Source organism: Pseudomonas entomophila (assembly GCF_029193575.1).
Lineage (GTDB): Bacteria > Pseudomonadota > Gammaproteobacteria > Pseudomonadales > Pseudomonadaceae > Aquipseudomonas > Aquipseudomonas entomophila_G.
Genome location: NZ_JARGCS010000022.1, coordinates 15,937 through 36,850 on the forward strand (window position 1 = coordinate 15,937; position 20,914 = coordinate 36,850).

Here is a 20,914-nt window from a genome sequence, read left to right on the forward strand (position 1 = left end):
CCCGCGATAGCACCGATAGGATCACCCCAGATGGCCACACGCAACAAACCCACCGCCTCACCACCCCCCACCCTCGGCGAAGGCTGCCTGGCGCGCTACGACCCCGATGCTCTGGCCGACGACGATGGCACCGACTTCGCAGGCGCTGCCGAACTCTGGCAGCAGCTCAATCCGCCTGACGACGCCAGCGCTCCAGCAGCGGACGCGCCAGCAGGCAGACGAATACCGGCCCGCCCGCGACCAGATAGAAGTAGTAAGTAACCGCACGCCAGATCAAGATCGCCGCCGCCGCCGTCGAGCTGCCCACCAGCGGTGACAGCAGCGTGGCCGAGGTCAGCTCGGCGGCACCGGCCCCACCCGGCAGCAGGCTGAACTGCCCGGCGCTGAGCGAGAGCATCTGCACCAGGAAGCTCGGTATCCATGCAAGCTCCACTCCCAGCCCCCGCAACACCAGGTACAGCACGCTGTAGCGCAGGCCCCAGTGCACGCAGGTGAGGGCGAACACCAGCGCCAAGGTGCGCTTGGGCAGGCGCCAGGTTTCGGCCAGGGCGCGCACGAAGCGCAGCAGCTTGCGCGCCCAGCGCCGCTGTCGCGCCGGTGCCATGCCCAGGCGCCGCAGCAGGCGACCATTGCCGCGCATCCAGCCGCGCCGGTAGCGCAGCAGCCCAAGGATCGCCGCCAGCGCCGCGCACAGCAGCAAGGCGCTGCCCAGCAGCATGCTTTGCTGGCTGTGCCCCAGGCGATGGAACAGTGCATAGCCGGCAATCGCCAGCATCGCGCAGAAGAAGAACAGCAGGTCGTTCAACTGATCCATGGCGAACACCGCACCGCTGCGTGCCGGGCCGATGCGTTCGCGGGCCAGCAAGGCCATGAGCGTGAGCGGGCCGCCGCTACCACCGGGCGTGGTGCAGATGGCGAACTCGGTGGCCATCACTACGCCCAGGCTGCGTACCCGCCCCAGCCGGGCACCTTGCTGGCCGAGCAGCAAGCGCAGGCGCGCGGCGTTGATCAGCCAGCACAGCAGGATCATCCCCAGCAGTGCCAGCATCAGCGCCGGGGCAAAGGCGCGCAGGCGCGGCAGCAGCTCGCTGCCGCCCAGCAGTGTCGGCACCGCCACCGCGAACGCCAGCGCCAGGCCAAACCAGCCCAGGCGGCTCATGGGCTGACCTGGCGCTCCAGCCAGGCGGACTTGGTCAGTGGCTCGCGCCCCTGGCCGATCAGCATGCCCAGCGTGCGCAGCCAGTAATCCCGGGACGCGCTGTGGCGCATGTCCACCGGGTGCAGGCCCAGGCGCAGGGTCTCGGCCTCGCGCCAGCGTCGACATTGCCAGTCGCAGATCACCCGCGACACGCCACGGCGCCAGGCGCTGCGCGCGCTCCAAACCAGGCCCGGCGCCTCGATGGCAGTGAACTCCGGCAAGCGATACAGGTGCCGGGGCGTGCTGGTATAGCGCAGTGGCAGGCGGCGCAGCGCCTGGCGCGTGCCTTCGCTCATCAGCCAGGCAGGGGCGACGAAGCCCGCCACTGGCCAGCCCTGAGTGGCGAACAGTGCCAGGCCGGCTTCCAGGCGTTGCAGGGCTGCGCGCTCATCCAGGCCATAGAACTCGCCTTCATGGGTATAGACACGGCGCATGAAGTACTCGCCCGGCCCACGCGGGGCTGGGCCGTCGTCGGCGTGGTAGAAGCCATGCAGGGCCAGTTCATCGCCACGCGCCAGGCGCCGTTGCAGCAGGCGGCAGAAGGTCGGCGAGCGGGCCAGGGCATTGCGGTGATGGAAGTCCGGCACCACCAGCCAGGTCATCGGTACATTACCCAGGGCGTCGATCGCCTCGACGAACGGCTGGTAGTCGGGCCAGGTTTCCGGCGCGACGTCGTGCAGCACCAGCATCAGGCTGCGCGGCCTGCCCAGGGCCTCAGCCATGGGCGCGGGCCTGCGGCTGATGGCCGAGCACGGCCTGGTAGTGCAGCAGCAGGCCGCCGACCACGCTGTCCCACGAATACTGCTGTTCCACATGGCGGCGCGCCTGGCTACCCAGGCGGCGCACGCCTTCTTCGAACACCTCGCGCACGGCGTTGGCCATCGCCTGGCCGTCGTTGGGCGGGCACAGGCGGCCGCAGTGTTCGTTGACGATCTCGCCGAACGCGCCAGCGCGCACCGCCACCACCGGCGTGGCGCTGGCCATGGCTTCGAGGATCACCAGGCCGAAGGTCTCCTGGTCGCCGGCATGCACCAGCAGGTCGGCGCTGGCCAGCAACCGGGCGACTTCCTGCGGCGGGCAGAAGTGGTCGATCACGCTGACGTTGGCCGGCACGCTGGCCGGCATGTTGGAGCCGACCAGCAGCAGGTGGTAGGGCTGGCCCAGGTGCGCCATGCAGTCGAGCAGCACCGGCAGGTTCTTTTCCCGCGAGCCGCGCCCGGCGAACACCAGCAGGCGGCGGGTGTCGGGGATGCCCAGCTCGGCGCGCAGGCGCGCGTCGCGGTGCTCCGGGTTGAAGGTCGCCAGGTCCACGCCCAGGCGCTGCACGTGCACGTCGCGCACGCCCAGGCGGCGCAGCTTGTCGGCCATCACCTGGCTCGGCGCCAGGACACGGTCGAAATGGCCATACAGCTTGCTGACGTAAGCCTCGACGTTGGGGATGAACCAATTGCCCATGCGGTTGCTGACCAGCAGCGGCAGGTCGGAGTGGTAGAAACCGATCACCGGCACATCCAGCTTGCGCCGCGCTTCCAAGGCGGCCCAGGCGGTGAGGTAGGGGTCGCCGACTTCGATCAGGTCGGGCTTGAGTCGACGCAGCACGTTGCACCAGGGCGCCAGGCGCACCGGGAATCGGTAGCCGTTGCCGAAGGGCAGGGGAGGGGCGGGGACCTGGTAGATGCCATTGGCATGGCGGGCGCTGGGGCCGGGGATCAACAGGCTGTGACGCACATCGTGCATGGCGTCGAGGCGGCGGTGTTTGGCATCAAGGTAGGTTCGCACGCCGCCGCTGGCCGGGGCGTAGAACATGGTGATGTCAGCGATGTGCACGATCAGCATCCCTCCGGGATCGTCTTCGGGGTTGTCATCGAGCGCGGGCTGGCCGGCGATGACGCGCCTAAAGGTTGACCTTCCTGAAGAATAGTTTGTTCGATCGGGGTTGGTGGGCGCATGGCGAAGCGAGCCCGTTGCGGCAGTGGTTGTGTCAGATAGCGCGCCGGTTTCGCGCGAATGGCATTACGCTGGAGGAAGCGGTTGTCGAAGGAAGCGGCGTTGTTGGGCTATTCCTTTATATCGGGTGAGTTTCAACTGGGGCTATTGGCCGCTAGGCGGCAAAGCTTGAGCAGAGGATGAAAGAGCATGTCTGATTCTTCGCAATTGGTTGTAGGTGCTGGTTTGGATGGCCAGCCGGTGTGCCAGGCCATGCGCCTGGCCAACCGTCATGGCTTGGTGGCGGGCGCCACGGGCACGGGCAAGACGGTCACCCTGCAACGCCTGGCCGAGGTGTTCAGCGACGCCGGGGTGGCGGTGTTCGCCGCCGACGTCAAGGGCGACCTGTGCGGGCTGGGCGCGGCGGGCGCGCCCCAGGGCAAGGTGGCCGAGCGCATCGCCGGCATGCCCTGGTTGCAGCACCGGCCACAGGCCTACCCGGTGAGCCTGTGGGACATCGCCGGGCAATCAGGCCACCCGTTGCGCACCACCCTGAGCGAGATGGGGCCGCTGCTGCTGGGCAACTTGCTGGAGTTGACCGACAGTCAGCAAACCGCGTTGTACGCGGCGTTCAAGGTGGCCGATCGCGAGGGCCTGCTGCTGCTCGACCTCAAGGACCTCAAGGCGCTGCTCGGGCACCTGCGCGACAACCCGCAAGTGTTGGGCGAGGACAGCGCATTGATGACCAGCGCCTCGACCCAGGCCCTGCTGCGCCGCCTGGCGACCTTGGAGCAGCAGGGTGCCGAGGCGTTGTTCGGCGAGCCGGCATTGCAACTCGAAGACCTGCTGCGCCCAGACGGCGACGGCCGTGGGCGCATCCACCTGCTCGACGCCAGCCGCCTGGTGCACGAGGCGCCGAAGGTCTACGCGACCTTCCTGTTGTGGCTACTGGCCGAGTTGTTCGAGCAACTGCCCGAGCGTGGCGATGCCGACAAGCCGGTGCTGGCGCTGTTCTTCGACGAGGCGCACCTGCTGTTCAACGGCACCCCCAAGGCCCTGCAGGACCGCCTCGAACAGGTGGTGCGCTTGATCCGCTCCAAGGGCGTTGGGGTGTACTTCGTCACCCAATCGCCGGGCGACCTGCCGGACGCGGTGCTGGCACAGCTGGGCCTGCGCATCCAGCATGGCTTGCGGGCCTTCACCGCCAAGGAGCAGAAGTCGCTCAAGGCGGTAGCCGAGGGTTTTCGCCCAAACCCGGCCTTCGACGCCCTGGCGGTGCTGACCGAGCTGGGCATTGGCGAGGCGCTGGTCGGCACCTTGCAGGACAAAGGCACGCCGGAGGTGGTGCAGAGGGTGTTGGTGGCGCCACCGCAGTCGCGGATCGGGCCGTTGAGCGCTGCTGAGCGTAGCGTGCTGATCAGCGCCTCGCCGTTGGCGGGGCGCTATGACAAGCCGATCGATCGTGAGTCGGCCTATGAAATGTTGACCCGGCGCAAGGGTGAGCCGGTGGAGCCGACGCCGGTGCCTAAGGCCGATGAGGAGAGTTTCACGGATAAAGCGGGGGAGTTCCTGCAGAGCGCGGCGGGGCAGGCGATCAAGTCGGCGGTGCGCCAGGCGGCGAACCAGCTGGGGCGCCAGTTGGTGCGGGGGCTGATGGGGTCGCTGTTGGGCGGGAAGCGGCGCTGAATGTGCCGGCCCGATCGCGGGGCAAGTCCGCTTCCACAGACCGCTTAGTACCGTAATGGCCACAAAAAAGGCGCCCTGGGGGCGCCTTTCTCGTTCTGGGGGAAGCCCCTCAGCTGATCGCCTTCGAGGCCAGCCAGAACAGCCCGGCGGCCAGGCCCATCGACGCGGGCAGGGTCAGCACCCAGGCCAGCAGGATGGTTTTCACAGTGCCGCCTTGCAGGCCGCTCTTGTTGGCGACCATGGTGCCGGCCACACCCGACGACAGCACGTGGGTGGTCGACACGGGCAGGCTGAAGATGTTGGCCATGCCGATGGCGCAGGCGGCGGTGATCTGTGCCGACATGCCTTGGGCGTAGGTCATGCCTTGCTTGCCGATCTTCTCGCCGACGGTCAGCACCACGCGCTTCCAGCCGACCATGGTGCCCAGGCCCAGGGCCAGGGCGACGGCCACGATCACCCAGAACGGGGCGTATTCGGTGGTCGCGGTGAGGTCCTTGCGCAGCTTCTCCAGGTCGGCCTTTTCGCGGCTTTCCAGGCCCGGCAGCTTGCCGACTTTCTTGGCGGTGTCGTCCAGGCACAGCAGGTAGCGGCGGACTTCAACACGTTGCTCGGCGGTCAGGGCGCGGTAGTCGGTGACGCTGGCCAGCGACGATTGCAGGGCCGCGATGGTCGGCTCGGTCTGCTGCGGGTTGCAGCTGAACTGCTCCGGCAGGTCGCCCGACTTGGCCTTGCCCAGCGCCAGATACTCGCCCAGGGTAGCGGCGTTGCGCTGGTAGAACTGGCTCAGGTGTAGGGTGGCGTCGCGGGTGCGCTCGATCTGGTAGGTGGTGCTGTTGAGGTCCAGTACGAACTTCGCCGGAACGATGCCGATCAGTACCAGCATGATCAGGCCGATACCCTTCTGGCCATCGTTGGAGCCGTGCACGAAGCTGACGCCCATGGCCGACATGACCAGCACCAGGCGGTTCCAGAACGGCGGGTGCTTCTTGTCGTCGAGCTTGCGGCGCTGTTCCGGGGTCTTGTGCATCTTCGACAGCGGACGCCACCACTTCAGGCCCAAGAGCACCAGTGCCGCAACGGCGAAGCCGGCCATTGGCGAGAACACCAGCGACATGGCGATGTCGATCGCCTTCTGCCAGTTGACGCCATCGCCCAGGGGGATGTCGTTGATCAGCGCGTTGGCCAGGCCAACGCCGAGGATCGAACCGATCAGGGTGTGCGAGCTGGAGGCGGGGATACCGAAGTACCAGGTGCCCAGGTTCCAGGTGATGGCCGCGGCGAGCAGGGAGAAGACCATGGCCAGGCCATGCCCGGTGTTCACGTTGATCAACAACTCGACCGGTAGCAGGTGGACGATGGCATACGCCACGCCGACACCGCCGAGCAGGACACCGAGGAAGTTGAACACGCCGGAGAAAAACACGGCCAGGTGCGGTGGCATGGCTTTGGTATAGATGACGGTGGCTACCGCGTTGGCGGTGTCATGAAAGCCATTGATGAACTCGAATGCGAGCACGAAGGTCAGTGCGAGCACCAGGCTCACCACCACCCAGGCATCAAGTCCGCTGAATAAATCGATCATGAAGGTTTTCTGGCGGTTCGTAGGGGGCGCGAATTATGCCAGAAAACCATGGCAATCGATGCACCTACGACAGACAGATGGCAGGTTTTCATCGCTAAAAGGCTGGAAGGGGCGCTGGGGCGTGTCGGGAAAATGGCTGGGAGCTATGGGGCAAAATCGACGAATGTCATTGATTTTGAAGGAAACGTGCGCACCTCGTGCTATTCAAACGGGTGTATGAAATTTGTGTAATTCCATTTCATCCAGGTGCTTGGGTAAAGATCGGCGCCGCGCCAAGCCTGCCAGGCGATGACACGGCGCAATCGGGACGGCAGCGTCAGGGGGCCTCGCTACCTCGTTCCTTCTCCATCCGTTCTAGCTCCTCGGAAAAGGCTTGGTCGAGGAGACTGGCACGTTTGCGCCAGGGTTTGCGTTCCGGTTCTGGTTGGGCGGCATAGGTGGTGACTTCACCACCATAAACTTCCTTGTAACGTTCAGCCTGGCGCTCGAGCTCCGCGCGCAGTTCATCTTTCGTCACAGTAACGACCTGTTCAGGTTGAATTGAAGGATAACGACCGTCATGGGCAGCCTGCCCGTCGCGACGGTTTTCACTGGCACACTGACAAGCGCTAAGACTACGTCTATGCCTTAGTCAGGCGGCTATGAAGTTGGCCGATCTTCGGCGATGCAGGCGGTATTGGATCCATTCATGCGACAGAATCCGACCTGACTTGCCGGAGTATAGCAATCGACCGCTCGGGGAACATCGGTCTTTACGCTGCCTGACAAGTCCAGGGTTGAAGTTGCGTGTGTATCAACGCTTTATTTATCCCGGCAACTTCAAGTTGCAGCCAGGCGTTCGACGGAAAGTTCGCACAGGCAAGCAGAAATGAAAACGGCCTCGCGGTTGGGCGAGGCCGTTGCCTAGGGACTTCTACGGTGGGTACCTGACCAGTCTCTCCAAAGAAGCCACAAGTGGCAGGAGAAAGGTATAAGTAAACGTGTCAGCGGTCAATTGCGATTATCGGCCGTTTGTTCGATAATCGCACGAACTGCAGATTTTTTGAGGTCAGCCGATGAGCGAAGAAACCAAGGGATCCGCCAGCACCGAACCGGGCCGCGCCGCCGTTACCTCCCTGGCGCCACCGATCGTTGCGTCGCCGGCCAAGCGTATCCAGGCGTTCACCGGCGACCCGGACTTCATGACTTCGCTGGCCCGCGGTCTGGCGGTGATCCAGGCGTTCCAGGAGCGCAAGCGCCACCTGACGATCGCGCAGATCAGCCACCGCACGGAAATCCCTCGGGCGGCGGTGCGCCGCTGCCTGCACACGCTGATCAAGCTGGGCTACGCCACCACCGATGGGCGCACCTATTCGTTGTTGCCCAAGGTGCTGACCCTGGGCCATGCCTATCTCTCGTCGACGCCCCTGGCAGTGTCGGCGCAGCCGTACCTGGACCGCATCAGCGACCAACTGCACGAAGCCGCCAACATGGCGACCCTCGAAGGCGACGATATTCTTTATATCGCCCGCTCGGCCACGGTGGAGCGGTTGATCTCGGTGGACCTGTCGGTGGGTGGGCGACTGCCGGCCTACTGCACGTCGATGGGGCGGATCCTGCTGGCGGCGCTGGACGACACTAGCCTGCGCGAGTATTTCGAGCGCGCTGATCTCAAGGCTCGTACCACCCGCACCCTGCATGACCCGGAATCGCTGTTCGCCTGCATCCAGCAGGTGCGGGCGCAGGGCTGGTGCGTGGTCGACCAGGAGCTGGAGCAGGGGCTGCGGTCGATCGCGGTGCCTATCTACGACGCCTCGGGGCAGGTGCTGGCGGCGTTGAACGTCAGTACCCATGTCGGGCGGGTGACGCGCAGCGAACTGGAGCAGCGGTTCCTGCCGATCCTGTTGGCGGCCAGTCGGGACTTGTGCCACCAGTTGTTTGGGTAGTGTCGTGCCTGCCCCGTGATGGGGCCGGCATGCACGAAAACAGTTCCTGTTCGATAAACGCACAATGTCGTTTCGGGTCAATTGCGCCGCCTTCGGGCGCTGATTAATGTCTCTCGCATCGGTCGGCCGTGCCGACCGAACAATAACAACTAAGAGGCACCACCCATGACCACTGTCCCATCGCTGCAGCGGCCGCACCCGCGCGCAGTACCGTTGTCCTCCGGCTGACCCCCGGTCGCTCGTACCTGAACATCCACAGCCCTGCACGTTAACCTGTCGCAGTGGCGTACTTGCGCCCATCTTCCGGACTACCACCATGAACCAACCGCACACCCCCGTCGGCAACTGCCTTGACGTCCAGTCCTTCATCAATCAACAACCGCTGTCCCGCTACCAATGGCGGGTGGTGATCCTGTGCTTCTTGATCGTCTTCCTCGATGGCCTGGACACGGCCGCCATGGGGTTCATCGCGCCGGCCTTGTCCCAGGAGTGGGGCATCGACCGCGCCAGCCTCGGCCCGGTCATGAGCGCCGCACTGATCGGCATGGTCTTCGGTGCCCTCGGCTCCGGCCCGCTGGCCGACCGCTTCGGGCGCAAGGGCGTGCTGGTCGGCGCGGTGCTGGTGTTCGGCGGCTTCAGCCTGGCCTCGGCCTACGCCAGCAACGTCGACCAGCTGCTGGTGCTGCGTTTCCTCACCGGCCTGGGGCTGGGCGCAGGCATGCCCAATGCCACCACGCTGCTCTCCGAATACACCCCCGAACGGCTCAAGTCGCTGCTGGTGACCAGCATGTTCTGCGGTTTCAACCTGGGCATGGCCGGCGGCGGGTTCATTTCCGCCAAGCTGATTCCGGCCTTCGGCTGGCATAGCCTGCTGGTGCTCGGCGGCGTGCTGCCGCTGGTGCTGGCCGTGGTGCTGCTGGTGTGGCTGCCAGAGTCGGCGCGCTACCTGGTGGTGCGTAACCGTGGCACCGACAAGGTACGCAAGACCCTGGCGCCGATCGCCCCGGCGGTGGTGGCCCACGCTTCGGGCTTCAGCGTGCCGGAGCAGAAGGCGGTGGGGTCGCGCAACGTCTTCGCGCTGATCTTCTCCGGCACCTACGGCCTGGGCACGGTGCTGTTGTGGCTGACCTACTTCATGGGCCTGGTGATCGTCTACCTGCTGACCAGTTGGCTGCCGACGCTGATGCGCGACAGCGGCGCGAGCCTCGAGCAGGCGGCGTTCATCGGTGCGCTGTTCCAGTTCGGCGGCGTGCTCAGCGCGGTGGCGGTGGGCTGGGCCATGGACCGCTTCAACCCGCACAAGGTGATCGGCCTCTTCTATCTGCTGGCCGGGGTATTCGCCTACGCCGTGGGCCAGAGCCTGGGCAACATCACCTTGCTGGCGGTACTGGTGCTGGTCGCCGGCATGTGCGTGAACGGCGCGCAATCGGCGATGCCGTCGCTGGCGGCGCGCTTCTACCCGACCCAGGGCCGCGCGACTGGCGTGTCGTGGATGCTCGGCATCGGCCGCTTCGGTGCGATTCTCGGGGCTTGGAGCGGGGCGACCCTGCTCGGGCTGGGCTGGACCTTCGAGCAAGTGTTGACCGCGCTGCTGGTGCCGGCGGCACTGGCGACGGTGGGGGTGATCGTCAAGGGGTTGGTGAGCCACGCCGACGCGACCTGAGTTACCTCACCCCGCCGCTCCCGTGGGCATGCGCTTGCCCCGCGAGGCGTCGGCAGGTCGATCTCGGTCGGCCTGCCTGACGCCATCGCGGGGCAAGCGCGCTCCTACGGGGGGCGGAGGGGGTTTTAGGCGATTGATAGGAGGGCAACAAATTGTTCGATAACCGCACACATCGTCGATTATCGGATTGTACCGTCCCAGCCGCCTCCTTAATCTGAGCTCATCGCAGCGCGACTGCACCTGACCCGACTCAGCCTGACCAGGAGTCTCCAAATGGCAGCAATCCTCTCGCTTCACGATGCCGTGAAGCAGTTCGTCCACGATGGCGACACCGTTGCCCTCGAAGGTTTCACTCACCTGATCCCGACCGCCGCCGGTCACGAGATCATCCGCCAGGGCAAGCGTGACCTGACCCTGGTGCGCATGACCCCGGACCTGATCTACGACCAGCTGATCGGCGCCGGTTGCGCGCGCAAGCTGATCTTCTCGTGGGGCGGCAACCCCGGTGTCGGCTCGCTGCATCGCCTGCGCGACGCGGTGGAGAAGCAGTGGCCGCACGCCATCGAGATCGAGGAGCACAGCCACGCGGACCTGGCCAACGCCTACGTCGCCGGCGCCTCCGGCCTGCCGTTCGCGGTGCTGCGCGCCTACGCCGGCTCCGACCTGCCGAAGGTCAACCCACTGATCAAGAGCGTCACCTGCCCGTTCACCGGTGAAGTGCTGGCCGCAGTGCCGTCGGTGCGCCCGGACGTCACCGTGATCCACGCGCAGAAGGCCGACCGCAAGGGCAACGTGCTGTTGTGGGGCATCCTCGGCGTGCAGAAGGAAGCGGCCCTGGCGGCCAAGCGCTGCATCGTCACCGTCGAGGAAATCGTCGACGACCTGCAGGCACCGATGAACGCCTGCGTGCTGCCGACCTGGGCCCTGAGCGCGGTGTGCCTGGTGCCAGGCGGTGCCCACCCGTCCTACGCCCACGGCTACTACGAGCGCGACAACCGCTTCTACCAGGCTTGGGACCCGATCGCCCGCAACCGTGAGTCGTTCAGCGCCTGGATCGACACCTACATCCGTGGCACCGCCGACTTCACCGAATTCAAGGCCAAGCTGGAGGCCGCACAATGAGCTACTCCACTTCTGAAATGATGACCGTTGCCGCCGCCCGCCGCCTGCGCAACGGTGCCGTGTGCTTCGTCGGCATCGGCCTGCCGTCCAAGGCCGCCAACCTGGCCCGCCTGACCTCCTCGCCGGACGTGGTGCTGATCTACGAATCCGGCCCGATCGGCGCCAAGCCGAGCGTGCTGCCGCTGTCGATCGGCGATGGCGAGCTGGCCGAGACCGCCGACACCGTCGTGCCCACCGGCGAGATCTTCCGCTACTGGCTGCAGGGCGGGCGGATCGACGTCGGCTTCCTCGGCGCCGCCCAGGTCGACCGCTTCGGCAACATCAACACTACCGTGGTCGGTGACTACCACGCGCCCAAGACCCGCCTGCCGGGTGCCGGTGGCGCGCCGGAGATCGCCGGTTCCGCCAAGCAGGTGCTGATCATCCTCAAGCAATCGCCGCGCGCCTTCGTCGACAAGCTCGACTTCATCACCTCGGTCGGCCATGGCGAAGGCGGCGACTCGCGCAAACGCCTGGGCCTGCCGGGCGAAGGCCCGGTCGGCATCATCACCGACCTGTGCATCATGGAACCGGAAGCCGGCAGCCACGAATTCGTCGTCACCTCGATCCACCCGGGCGTGACCCGCGAGCAGATCGTCGCCGCCACCGGCTGGCCGATCCGCTTTGCCGATAGCGTGCAGACCACCGAGGCGCCGAGCGACACCGAACTGTCGGCCCTGCGCGACCTCGAGGCGCGCACCGCCGCCGCCCATGGCCAGACCGTCGGAGAAGCCTGATGCGCGACGTATTCATCTGCGATGCCATCCGCACCCCCATCGGTCGCTTCGGCGGCGCCCTGGCTGGCGTGCGTGCCGACGACCTGGCGGCGGTCCCGCTCAAGGCGCTGGTCGAGCGCAACCCGCAGGTCGATTGGGCGCAGCTCGACGAAGTGTTCCTCGGCTGCGCCAACCAGGCCGGTGAAGACAACCGCAACGTCGCGCGCATGGCCCTGCTGCTGGCCGGCTTGCCGCAAAGCGTGCCGGGCGTGACCCTCAACCGCTTGTGCGCCTCGGGCATGGACGCGATCGGCACGGCCTTCCGCGCCATCGCCAGCGGCGAAATGGAGCTGGCCATCGCCGGTGGCGTCGAGTCGATGTCGCGTGCGCCATTCGTCATGGGCAAGGCCGAAAGCGGCTACTCGCGCAACATGAAGCTGGAAGACACGACCATCGGCTGGCGCTTCGTCAACCCGTTGATGAAGGCCCAGTACGGTGTCGACGCGATGCCCGAGACCGCCGACAACGTCGCCGACGACCACCAGGTGTCGCGCGCCGACCAGGACGCCTTCGCCCTGCGCAGCCAGCAGCGTGCCGCCGCCGCCCAGGCCGCCGGTTTCTTCGCCGAAGAGATCGTGCCGGTGCGCATCGCGCACAAGAAGGGCGAGACCGTGGTCGAGCAGGACGAGCACCTGCGCCCTGACACCACCCTCGAGGCCCTGGCCAAGTTGAAGCCGGTCAACGGTGCCGACAAAACCGTCACCGCCGGCAACGCCTCGGGCGTCAACGACGGTGCAGCTGCGCTGATCCTGGCTTCGGCCGAGGCGGTGAAGAAGCATGGCCTGACCCCCCGCGCCCGGGTGCTGGGCATGGCCAGCGCCGGTGTGGCACCACGGGTGATGGGCATTGGCCCGGTGCCGGCGGTGCAGAAACTGACCGAGCGGCTGGGCATCGCCGTGGCGGATTTCGACGTGATCGAGCTGAACGAGGCGTTCGCCAGCCAGGGCCTGGCGGTGCTGCGTGGGCTCGGTGTGGCGGATGACGCGCCGCAGGTGAACCCCAATGGCGGCGCGATCGCTCTGGGTCACCCGCTGGGCATGAGTGGCGCGCGCCTGGTGCTCACCGCCCTTCACCAGTTGGAGAAGAGCGGCGGGCGCAAGGGCCTGGCGACCATGTGTGTCGGTGTTGGCCAAGGGTTGGCACTGGCGATCGAGCGGGTCTGATCGTTGCGGGCGGCCCCATCGCGGGGCAAGCCCGCTCGCACAAGGTTTCCGCTGGCCAGGAAACGGCGCGGTGCCTGTAGGCGCGGGCTTGTCCCGCGACAGGGCCGCCCCTGCGGAACGAGATTGTTACTGGGTGTGTCTAGACTTAGCAGTGACCTTCCAGGAGTAAAACAGCCATGACCTCAGCCTATTACACCGGCGAAGAACGCAGCAAACGCATCTTCGCCATCGTCGGTGCCTCCTCGGGCAACCTGGTGGAATGGTTCGATTTCTACGTCTACGCCTTCTGCGCCATCTACTTTGCGCCCGCCTTCTTCCCCTCCGACGACCCCACCGTGCAGTTGCTCAACACCGCCGGTGTGTTCGCCGCGGGTTTCCTCATGCGCCCCATCGGCGGCTGGATCTTCGGCCGCCTGGCCGACCGCCATGGGCGCAAGAATTCGCTGATGATCTCGGTGCTGATGATGTGCGCCGGCTCCCTGCTCATCGCCTGCCTGCCGACCTACGCCAGTATCGGCGCCTGGGCCCCGGCGCTGCTGCTGTTCGCGCGCCTGGTGCAAGGCTTGTCGGTAGGCGGCGAGTACGGCACCACCGCCACCTACATGAGTGAAGTGGCACTGCGCGGGCAGCGCGGCTTCTTCGCCTCGTTCCAGTACGTCACCCTGATCGGCGGCCAGTTGCTGGCGGTGCTGGTGGTGGTGATCCTGCAGCAGTTCCTCACCGAGCAGGACCTGCGCGACTGGGGCTGGCGCATCCCGTTCGTGGTTGGCGCGGTGGCCGCGCTGATCTCGCTGATGCTGCGCCGCTCGCTGAAGGAAACCAGCAGCGCCGAGACCCGCCAGGACAAGGACGCCGGCTCCATCGGCGGCCTGCTGCGCAACCACGGCGCGGCGTTCATCACCGTGCTCGGCTACACCGCCGGCGGCTCGCTGATCTTCTACACCTTCACCACCTACATGCAGAAGTACCTGGTCAACACCGCCGGCATGAACGCCAAGAGCGCCAGCTTCGTGATGACCGGCGCGCTGTTCCTGTACATGTGCATGCAGCCGCTGTTCGGCATGCTTTCCGACCGCATCGGTCGGCGTAACTCGATGCTGCTGTTCGGCGCCTTGGGCACGCTGTTCACCGTGCCGCTGCTGATAGCCCTGAAGACCGTGAGCAGCCCGTTCATGGCCTTCGTGCTGGTGACCCTGGCACTGTGCATCGTCAGCTTCTATACCTCGATCAGCGGGCTGGTGAAGGCCGAGATGTTCCCGCCACACGTGCGTGCCCTCGGTGTGGGCCTGGCCTACGCGGTGGCCAACGCGCTGTTCGGCGGTTCCGCCGAATACGTCGCCTTGGGCTTGAAAACCCTGGGCATGGAGAACACCTTCTACTGGTACGTGACCGCCATGATGGCGGTGGCCTTCCTGTTCAGCCTGCGCCTGCCGAAACAGGCGGCCTACCTGCACCATGACCACTAAGGACGTTGCATGAGCAACCAACTGTTCGACGCCTACTTCACTGCCCCGGCCATGCGCGAGGTGTTCAGCGACCGTGGCCGCCTGCAGGGCATGCTCGACTTCGAGGCCGCCCTGGCGCGCGCCGAGGCCGATGCGGGGTTGGTGCCGCACAGCGCGGTGGCGGCGATCGAGGCGGCGTGCAAGGCCGAGCGCTACGACGCCCGCGCCCTGGCCGACGCCATCGCCATCGCCGGGAACTCGGCGATCCCGCTGGTCAAGGCGTTGGGCAAGGTGATCGCCAGTGGCGTGCCCGAGGCCGAGCGCTACGTGCATCTGGGCGCCACCAGCCAGGATGCGATGGACACTGGCCTGGTCCTGCAACTGCGCGATGCCTTGGGGCTGATCGACGCGGACCTGGGCAAGCTCGCCGATACCCTGGCGCGCCAGGCCTTGCAGCATGCCGACACCCCCCTGGTGGGGCGCACCTGGCTGCAACATGCCACGCCGGTGACCCTGGGCATGAAGCTGGCGGGCGTGCTCGGTGCGCTGACTCGCCACCGCCAGCGCCTCAAGGAGCTGCGCCCGCGCCTGCTGTGCCTGCAATTCGGCGGCGCTTCCGGCAGCCTCGCGGCGCTGGGCAGCAAGGCGCTGCCGGTGGCCGAGGCGCTGGCGGCGCAGTTGCAACTGAGCCTGCCCGAACAACCCTGGCACACCCAGCGCGACCGCCTGGTGGAATTCGCCTCGGTGCTGGGCCTGGTGGCCGGCAGCCTGGGCAAGTTCGGTCGTGACGTCAGCCTGCTGATGCAGACCGAGGCCGGCGAGCTGTTCGAACCCTCGGCCCCGGGCAAGGGCGGCTCCTCGACCATGCCGCACAAGCGCAACCCGGTGGGCGCGGCGGTGCTGATCGGCGCCGCCACCCGCGTGCCGGGCCTGGTCTCGACGCTGCTGGCCGCGATGCCCCAGGAGCACGAGCGCAGCCTCGGCCTGTGGCACGCCGAATGGGAAACCCTGCCCGACATCTGCTGCCTGGTCTCTGGCGCCCTGCGCCAGGCCCAACTGATCGCCGAGGGCATGGAGGTGGATGCCCCGCGCATGCGCCGCAACCTCGACCTGACCCAGGGCCTGGTGCTGGCCGAGGCGGTGAGCATCGTGCTCGCCCAGCGCCTGGGCCGCGACCGCGCCCACCACCTGCTCGAGCAATGCTGCCAGCGTGCGGTGGCCGAGCAGCGCCACCTGCGCGCGGTGCTGGGCGACGAGCCGCAGGTCACCGAACACCTCACGGGCGACGAGCTGGACCACCTGCTCGACCCCGCCCACTACCTCGGCCAGGCGCGCGTCTGGGTGGCGCGCGCCGTGGCCGATCATCAACGTTTCACTGCCTGAAGGAGACCGCTGTGGCGCAACTGCAACTGGCCGATGGTGTACTGAACTACCAACTCGATGGCCCGGCCGACGCCCCGGTGCTGGTGCTGTCCAACTCGCTGGGCACCGACCTGCGCATGTGGGACACGCAGGTGCCGCTGTGGAGCGAGCATTTCCGTGTGCTGCGCTACGACACCCGCGGCCATGGCGCCTCGTTGGTCACCCCAGGCTTCTACAACATCGAGCAACTGGGCCGCGACGTGCTGGCGCTGCTGGATGCGCTGGACATCGCCAAGGCGCACTTCGTCGGGCTGTCCATGGGCGGCTTGATCGGCCAGTGGCTGGGCATCAACGCCGGTAATCGCCTGCTCAGCCTGACCCTGTGCAACACCGGGGCGAAGATCGGCAACGACGAGGTGTGGAACACCCGCATCGACACCGTGCTCAAGGGCGGCCGCGCGGCGATGGTCGGTTTGCGCGATGCCTCGATTGCCCGCTGGTTCACCCCGGCCTTCGCCGCCGCCGAACCGGCCCAGGCCCAGCGCATCACCGAGATGCTGGCGCAGACCTCGCCCGAGGGCTATGCCGCCTGCTGCGCCGCGGTGCGCGATGCCGACTACCGCGCGCAACTGGGCCAGGTCCAGTTGCCGGCGCTGATCGTCGCCGGCACCGAGGACGCGGTGACCACCCCGGAACACGGGCGCTTCATGCAAGACGGCATCGCGGGCGCCGAGTACGTCGAGTTCCCCGCCGCGCACCTGTCCAACGTCGAGATCGGTGCGCCGTTCAGCCGCCGCGTGCTCGACTTCCTGCTGGCCCACTGAGGACACCGCGATGGATGAGAAACAACGCTACGACGCCGGCATGCAAGTGCGTCGCGCCGTGCTCGGCGATGCCCACGTGGACCGCAGCCTGGAGAAGCTCAACGACTTCAACGCTGAGTTCCAGGAAATGATCACCCGGCACGCCTGGGGCGATATTTGGACACGCCCAGGCTTGCCGCGGCACACCCGCAGCCTGATCACCATCGCCATGCTGATCGGCATGAACCGCAATGAGGAACTCAAGCTGCACCTGCGCGCCGCCGCCAACAACGGCGTGACGCGTGACGAGATCAAGGAAGTGCTGATGCAGAGCGCGATCTATTGCGGGATCCCGGCGGCGAATGCGACGTTCCACCTGGCCGAGTCGGTGTGGGATGAACTGGGGGTCGAGTCGCGTAAATAAGGGTCAGTGCCGGCCCCGCGACGAGGCCGGCACTGCCATCGCAAACCAGCCCTACACCGCTGCCTTTTTCTGCCGCAGCGCCACTGGCCCGGCATTGGCCTCCACCGCCTTCTTCAGTTCACCGCACCAGCCCATCATGAAAGCCAACTCGGCGACCACGAACAGCGGCCCGATGATCAACCCACTCAGGTCATCGACGAACGCCGGCTTGCGCCCCTCGTAATAGTGCCCAACGAACTGGATCACCCAGCCCACCACGAAGGCGCCCAGGCCCGCGCTCAACCACAGCCCGGTAGCCTGCACCGCGAGCATCTGCCCGGCCCACAGGCACAGCCCCAGCAGCACGCCCATCACCAAGCCGAAGCGCAGGTCCAGGCGCAGGTAGAACCACACCGACCAGGCCGCCAGCAGCAAGGCCGGCGACAACCAGATACCCGCCACCTCCCAGCCAGGGCGCGACAGCAGGATGCTCACCGCCAGCACGATCAGCGGGATGCCGATGAAGTGGCTGTGGATATTGCGCGGGTCGCGGTGATACGCCGCGTATTGACTCAGGTGATCGACGAGGTTTTTCATTGTTGTTCCTCCAACCGGGGTAGGCGCAGCTTGCCCCGTCCATCCGCCGTCGTCTGTCGCCTGGCCGACAGAGTCCGCCCAGCGAGGTTTCATGGACAACCCGAGCGCCTGGCGCGCCCAACTGCTGCACGGCCAGTGGTTCAAGCAGTTGCCCGTTTCCATTCAGGATAGCCTGCTGGCGTTGGCCCGGCCGCGCGAGCTGGCGGCCGGGCAGTGCCTGTTCCAGCGTGGCGACCCACCGTGCGGCCTGTATGCGGTGCTGGCCGGCGCCATGCGTGTGGGCGCGGTGAGCAGCGATGGCAAGGAGGCGCTGCTGACCCTGGTGGAGTCGCCGTACTGGTTCGGCGAGATCAGCCTGTTCGATGGCCAGCCGCGCACCCACGATGCCTTCGCCGAAGGCGCCACGCAGTTGCTGTGGGTTCCCCAGGCGGGCCTGCTCGATTGGCTTGAGCGCCACCCCCGGCACTGGCGCGACCTGGCCCTGCTGATGAGCCACAAGCTGCGCTGGGTGTTCGTCGCCCTGGAGCAGCAGCACTTGCTGGCGGCCGCGCCGCGCTTGGCCCACCGCCTGTTGCAGATCGCCGAGGGCTATGGCGAGCGCGACGTGCCGCAATGGCGCTTGCAAGTGTCGCAGGAGCAGTTGGCGCTGATGCTGTCGCTGTCGCGCCAGACCATCAACCAGATCCTCAGGAGCCTTGAGCAGGCGGGCGTTGTGCGGTTGGGCTACGGCGAGGTGCTGATCCTCGATGCGCCACGCCTGCGGCAGATGGCCGGGCATCCAGGTTGACCAGGGTGTCGATCATCGCCCGGGCGGCGGGCGAGAGCCGGTAGCCGGCGCGGCTGACCACCCCGCAGCGCACGCTCAGCACTTCCAGGCCCGGTGGCAGGTTGCGCCAGTGCAGGCGCACCAGGTTGCCGGCGGCGAGGTCCTCGGCCACCGCCTCCTCGCTGGCATTGCCGATCGCGTCGCTGCTCAGCACCACGCTGCGCAGCACGGCCAGGTGCTCGGTCTGCAAGTGCGGGGTGAAGTCGCTGCGCCCGCTGAGGTTGGCCAGGCGCTTGCGCACCCCGGGGGTGAGCAGGGCGCTGGCCAGCGGGTAGGCGAACAGGTCGTTGGTCGACAGGCTGTCCTTGCCCAGCAACGGGTGGCCGGGGCGGCAGAAGAACAGGCCCGGGCGTGGGTTCAAGGGTTCGGTGTGGAAGTTCGGGTCGGCCTCGAACGGGCGCACGTCGTCGACGAAGAATTCGATCTGCTCGCGGCGCAGGGCCTGGCCCAGGCGTTCGGCATTGTCCACCAGCAGCGCGGTGCGGATGCCTGGGTGGTGCTCGATGAAGTGCCGCAGCGCCTCGGGCACCAGGCGCACGGCCAGGGCCGGGCCGCTGCCGAAGTGCAGCTCGCCGGCGTCGAGCTTGGTCATCTGCAAGACGTCGTTACTCAGTTGCGCGGCGCCTTGCACCAGGCGGCGGGCGTGTTGCAGCACTACCTGGCCTTCGGGAGTGGGTTGCAGGGCCTTGCTGGCGCGGTCGACCAGGGCGCAGCCCAGCTCCTGCTCCAGGCCCTGGATGGCACGGCTGAAGGCGGGTTGGGTGATGCCCATGGCCTCGGCGGCGCGGACGAAGCTGCGGTACTCGGTGAGGGCGATGAAGTAGCGCAGTTGGCGAAGGTCCATGGCGAGGCTCTGCGGCGGGCGTTGAGGTGTCGTTTTTAGTCTTTGTTACATATTCCGTCAACGTTGGATTTGTTAGGTTGTTAGGTGATTTTGTTATTTGTTGTCGGGGCAGGCGCCATCGCGGGGCAAGTCGGATCGCCGCACCGTCGCTCCTACAGAGGTAGCGCTGTTCTTTGCAGGAGCGGCGGTGCGTCGATCCGACTTGCCCCGCGATGGGTTCACAGCAGATTCAACGGGTAACTCACGATCAACCGGTTCTCATCGAACGAGTTGCTGTTGAAGTCCCGCCGCATCGTGGAATTGCGCCACTTCAGCGACAGGTCCTTGAACGTGCCGGACTGCACCACGTAGGCCAGCTCCGTCTCGCGCGCCCATTCCTTGCCATCGGTGACCGTGCCCACATGGGCATCCTCGCCCTTGATGTAGCGGTTCATCAGGGTCAGCCCCGGCACCCCGACGGTGGTGAAGTTGAAGTCGTGGCGCAGTTGCCAGGAGCGTTCCTTGGCGTTGTCGAAACTGGCGTTGTAGCTGTCGTTGGCCAAGGTGCCGCCGCTGGTGCCGTTGACCCGCATCCACTCGTCGTCGCCGCTGACCTTCTGCAGGCCGACATAGAACGTATGGCCCTTGTAGCGCGCCGAAAGCATCGCCGAGGCAGTGCGGTTGTCGAGCTTGCCAGCGCGTTCGGCGCCGTCTTCCTTGCCGAGGAAATAGCCCAGGTTGGCGCCCAGGGTCCAGTCGCCCAGGGGCTGGCTGTGCACCAGGTTCAGGTACTGCTGGCGGTAGATGTCCTTGAGCTGGGCATCCCATAGGCCGATCAGCGTGCGCTTGTCGTTGAAGCTGTACTCGCCGCCCGCGAAGTTGAAGCGGTCGGAGGTGAAGGCCGGGCGGCCGAACAGCGACATGTCTTCCATGCTCGCGTCGTTGCGCGGGCTGTTGCCGCGGAACTGGCCGGCATACAGGGTCAGGCCGTCGATCTCCTTGGAGGTGAGCTGGCCGCCGCGGAAGGTCTGCGGCAGCGAGCGGCCGTCGTCCGAACGCAGGATCGGCAGCACCGGCATCCACTCGCCGACCTTGAGCTCGGTCTGCGACAGCTTGGCCTTGAACGCCACGCCCAGGCGGCCGAAGTCGTCGGCCGGGCGACCGTCGTCGTGCACCGGCAGCAGGTGGGTGCCGGCGGTGCCTTTGCCGCCGTCGAGCTTGAGCGAGTACAGGCCGAGCACGTCGACACCGAAGCCGACGGTGCCCTGGGTGAAGCCGGAGCGGGCGTCGAGGATGAAGCTCTGGGTCCATTCCTCGGCCTTGCCCTGGGGCCTGGCGGGGTCGACGAAGTTGCGGTTGATGTAGAAGTTGCGCAGGTTGAGGGAAGCCTTGGCGTCGTCCAGGAAGCCACCGTCGGCGGCGAGGGCGGGCAGGGCGCAGGCGAGGGCCAACAGCCCGGGAAGGAGCTGGCGTGCGGGTTGCAAAGTGCTCATCTGTCGTGGATCTCTTGTTTTTATGGGCGAGTCGGTGCGCTGCAGGGTGCGGGCCTGCAGGTCGACGCTTTTTGGGGGATGA

Annotated in this window: 19 protein-coding genes; 11 read left to right on the top strand and 8 right to left on the bottom strand. The window is 66.7% G+C overall.

Annotated elements, in window-relative coordinates; translation table 11 throughout:
- Positions 1 to 166: 166 nt before the first annotated feature.
- Genes P0Y43_RS10075 through P0Y43_RS10085 form a run of 3 tightly spaced genes read right to left on the bottom strand, consistent with a single transcriptional unit; the run spans position 167 to position 3,034 of the window.
- Positions 167 to 1,159 carry a lysylphosphatidylglycerol synthase transmembrane domain-containing protein gene (locus tag P0Y43_RS10075; RefSeq protein ID WP_275637145.1) on the bottom strand — a complete coding sequence of 331 codons (993 nt, stop codon included), beginning with the start codon at positions 1,157 to 1,159 and terminating at the stop codon, positions 167 to 169.
- Positions 1,156 to 1,920, bottom strand: coding sequence for a polysaccharide deacetylase family protein (locus P0Y43_RS10080; protein WP_275637146.1), 765 nt, complete (start codon positions 1,918 to 1,920; stop codon positions 1,156 to 1,158). The genes P0Y43_RS10075 and P0Y43_RS10080 overlap by 4 nt, the downstream gene beginning before the upstream one ends.
- The gene (locus P0Y43_RS10085) at positions 1,913 to 3,034 is read right to left on the bottom strand and encodes a glycosyltransferase family 4 protein (protein ID WP_275637147.1); all 1,122 of its coding nucleotides are present in this window, start codon (positions 3,032 to 3,034) and stop codon (positions 1,913 to 1,915) included. The genes P0Y43_RS10080 and P0Y43_RS10085 overlap by 8 nt, the downstream gene beginning before the upstream one ends.
- A gap of 300 nt (positions 3,035 to 3,334) precedes the next feature.
- Between P0Y43_RS10085 and P0Y43_RS10090 the strand changes: the two genes are divergently transcribed.
- On the top strand, positions 3,335 to 4,810 hold the full coding sequence (locus tag P0Y43_RS10090) for a helicase HerA-like domain-containing protein (RefSeq protein ID WP_275637148.1): 1,476 nt from the start codon (positions 3,335 to 3,337) through the stop codon (positions 4,808 to 4,810).
- Between the two features lie 109 nt (positions 4,811 to 4,919).
- On the opposite strand, the gene P0Y43_RS10095 is transcribed toward P0Y43_RS10090, so the two are convergent.
- Together P0Y43_RS10095 and P0Y43_RS10100 are read right to left on the bottom strand one after the other, a co-directional pair.
- A complete protein-coding gene (locus P0Y43_RS10095) occupies positions 4,920 to 6,392 on the bottom strand; it encodes an inorganic phosphate transporter (protein ID WP_275637149.1) in 1,473 nt (490 codons plus the stop codon).
- Between the two features lie 316 nt (positions 6,393 to 6,708).
- A complete protein-coding gene (locus tag P0Y43_RS10100) occupies positions 6,709 to 6,909 on the bottom strand; it encodes a hypothetical protein (RefSeq protein WP_275637150.1) in 201 nt (66 codons plus the stop codon).
- Positions 6,910 to 7,447: 538 nt separating this feature from the next.
- Between P0Y43_RS10100 and pcaR the strand changes: the two genes are divergently transcribed.
- The 9 genes from pcaR to pcaC all read left to right on the top strand — a co-directional run bounded on the left by pcaR (position 7,448) and on the right by pcaC (position 17,114).
- Positions 7,448 to 8,317: a pca regulon transcriptional regulator PcaR gene (gene pcaR, locus P0Y43_RS10105; RefSeq protein WP_275637151.1), complete on the top strand. Its 870-nt coding sequence runs from the start codon at positions 7,448 to 7,450 to the stop codon at positions 8,315 to 8,317.
- Positions 8,318 to 8,633: 316 nt separating this feature from the next.
- Complete coding sequence (locus P0Y43_RS10110; protein ID WP_275637152.1) at positions 8,634 to 9,980, top strand: MFS transporter; 1,347 nt, start codon at positions 8,634 to 8,636, stop codon at positions 9,978 to 9,980.
- 273 nt (positions 9,981 to 10,253) lie between these two features.
- Positions 10,254 to 11,102, top strand: coding sequence for a CoA transferase subunit A (locus tag P0Y43_RS10115; RefSeq protein WP_275637153.1), 849 nt, complete (start codon positions 10,254 to 10,256; stop codon positions 11,100 to 11,102).
- Positions 11,099 to 11,878 (top strand): CoA-transferase subunit beta, encoded by a 780-nt coding sequence (locus P0Y43_RS10120; RefSeq protein WP_275637154.1) that lies wholly within the window; start codon positions 11,099 to 11,101, stop codon positions 11,876 to 11,878. The genes P0Y43_RS10115 and P0Y43_RS10120 overlap by 4 nt, the downstream gene beginning before the upstream one ends.
- Complete coding sequence (gene pcaF, locus P0Y43_RS10125) at positions 11,875 to 13,080, top strand: 3-oxoadipyl-CoA thiolase (RefSeq protein ID WP_275637321.1); 1,206 nt, start codon at positions 11,875 to 11,877, stop codon at positions 13,078 to 13,080. Before P0Y43_RS10120 ends, pcaF begins: the two co-directional genes overlap by 4 nt.
- Before the next feature lie 176 nt (positions 13,081 to 13,256).
- Complete coding sequence (locus P0Y43_RS10130) at positions 13,257 to 14,546, top strand: MFS family transporter (protein WP_275637155.1); 1,290 nt, start codon at positions 13,257 to 13,259, stop codon at positions 14,544 to 14,546.
- Between the two features lie 9 nt (positions 14,547 to 14,555).
- Positions 14,556 to 15,908: a 3-carboxy-cis,cis-muconate cycloisomerase gene (locus tag P0Y43_RS10135; protein ID WP_275637156.1), complete on the top strand. Its 1,353-nt coding sequence runs from the start codon at positions 14,556 to 14,558 to the stop codon at positions 15,906 to 15,908.
- Between the two features lie 11 nt (positions 15,909 to 15,919).
- The gene (gene pcaD, locus P0Y43_RS10140) at positions 15,920 to 16,711 is read left to right on the top strand and encodes a 3-oxoadipate enol-lactonase (RefSeq protein ID WP_275637157.1); all 792 of its coding nucleotides are present in this window, start codon (positions 15,920 to 15,922) and stop codon (positions 16,709 to 16,711) included.
- Between the two features lie 10 nt (positions 16,712 to 16,721).
- A complete protein-coding gene (gene pcaC, locus P0Y43_RS10145) occupies positions 16,722 to 17,114 on the top strand; it encodes a 4-carboxymuconolactone decarboxylase (RefSeq protein WP_275637158.1) in 393 nt (130 codons plus the stop codon).
- A gap of 51 nt (positions 17,115 to 17,165) precedes the next feature.
- Here pcaC and P0Y43_RS10150 read toward each other — a convergent pair whose 3' ends face one another.
- Positions 17,166 to 17,690: a DUF962 domain-containing protein gene (locus P0Y43_RS10150; protein WP_275637159.1), complete on the bottom strand. Its 525-nt coding sequence runs from the start codon at positions 17,688 to 17,690 to the stop codon at positions 17,166 to 17,168.
- Positions 17,691 to 17,781: 91 nt separating this feature from the next.
- Here P0Y43_RS10150 and P0Y43_RS10155 point away from each other — a divergent pair, with 91 nt between their 5' ends.
- A complete protein-coding gene (locus tag P0Y43_RS10155; RefSeq protein ID WP_275637160.1) occupies positions 17,782 to 18,477 on the top strand; it encodes a Crp/Fnr family transcriptional regulator in 696 nt (231 codons plus the stop codon).
- Here the strand turns inward: P0Y43_RS10155 and P0Y43_RS10160 are convergent.
- Both P0Y43_RS10160 and P0Y43_RS10165 read right to left on the bottom strand, forming a co-directional pair.
- Positions 18,377 to 19,360, bottom strand: coding sequence for a LysR family transcriptional regulator (locus P0Y43_RS10160; protein ID WP_275637161.1), 984 nt, complete (start codon positions 19,358 to 19,360; stop codon positions 18,377 to 18,379). The genes P0Y43_RS10155 and P0Y43_RS10160 overlap by 101 nt on opposite strands.
- A 218-nt stretch (positions 19,361 to 19,578) precedes the next feature.
- The gene (locus P0Y43_RS10165; protein ID WP_275637162.1) at positions 19,579 to 20,832 is read right to left on the bottom strand and encodes an OprD family porin; all 1,254 of its coding nucleotides are present in this window, start codon (positions 20,830 to 20,832) and stop codon (positions 19,579 to 19,581) included.
- Positions 20,833 to 20,914 lie beyond the last annotated feature (82 nt).

Coding starts and splice junctions, on each gene's coding strand:
- P0Y43_RS10110 (WP_275637152.1), top strand. CDS start 8,634: ATGAACCAACCGCACACCCCCGTCGGCAACTGCCTTGACGTCCAGTCC.
- P0Y43_RS10075 (WP_275637145.1), bottom strand. CDS start 1,159: ATGAGCCGCCTGGGCTGGTTTGGCCTGGCGCTGGCGTTCGCGGTGGCG.
- pcaR (WP_275637151.1), top strand. CDS start 7,448: ATGAGCGAAGAAACCAAGGGATCCGCCAGCACCGAACCGGGCCGCGCC.
- P0Y43_RS10085 (WP_275637147.1), bottom strand. CDS start 3,034: ATGCTGATCGTGCACATCGCTGACATCACCATGTTCTACGCCCCGGCC.
- P0Y43_RS10160 (WP_275637161.1), bottom strand. CDS start 19,360: ATGGACCTTCGCCAACTGCGCTACTTCATCGCCCTCACCGAGTACCGC.
- P0Y43_RS10080 (WP_275637146.1), bottom strand. CDS start 1,920: ATGGCTGAGGCCCTGGGCAGGCCGCGCAGCCTGATGCTGGTGCTGCAC.
- P0Y43_RS10155 (WP_275637160.1), top strand. CDS start 17,782: ATGGACAACCCGAGCGCCTGGCGCGCCCAACTGCTGCACGGCCAGTGG.
- P0Y43_RS10095 (WP_275637149.1), bottom strand. CDS start 6,392: ATGATCGATTTATTCAGCGGACTTGATGCCTGGGTGGTGGTGAGCCTG.
- P0Y43_RS10120 (WP_275637154.1), top strand. CDS start 11,099: ATGAGCTACTCCACTTCTGAAATGATGACCGTTGCCGCCGCCCGCCGC.
- P0Y43_RS10130 (WP_275637155.1), top strand. CDS start 13,257: ATGACCTCAGCCTATTACACCGGCGAAGAACGCAGCAAACGCATCTTC.
- P0Y43_RS10115 (WP_275637153.1), top strand. CDS start 10,254: ATGGCAGCAATCCTCTCGCTTCACGATGCCGTGAAGCAGTTCGTCCAC.
- P0Y43_RS10165 (WP_275637162.1), bottom strand. CDS start 20,832: ATGAGCACTTTGCAACCCGCACGCCAGCTCCTTCCCGGGCTGTTGGCC.
- P0Y43_RS10135 (WP_275637156.1), top strand. CDS start 14,556: ATGAGCAACCAACTGTTCGACGCCTACTTCACTGCCCCGGCCATGCGC.
- P0Y43_RS10090 (WP_275637148.1), top strand. CDS start 3,335: ATGTCTGATTCTTCGCAATTGGTTGTAGGTGCTGGTTTGGATGGCCAG.
- P0Y43_RS10150 (WP_275637159.1), bottom strand. CDS start 17,690: ATGAAAAACCTCGTCGATCACCTGAGTCAATACGCGGCGTATCACCGC.
- pcaC (WP_275637158.1), top strand. CDS start 16,722: ATGGATGAGAAACAACGCTACGACGCCGGCATGCAAGTGCGTCGCGCC.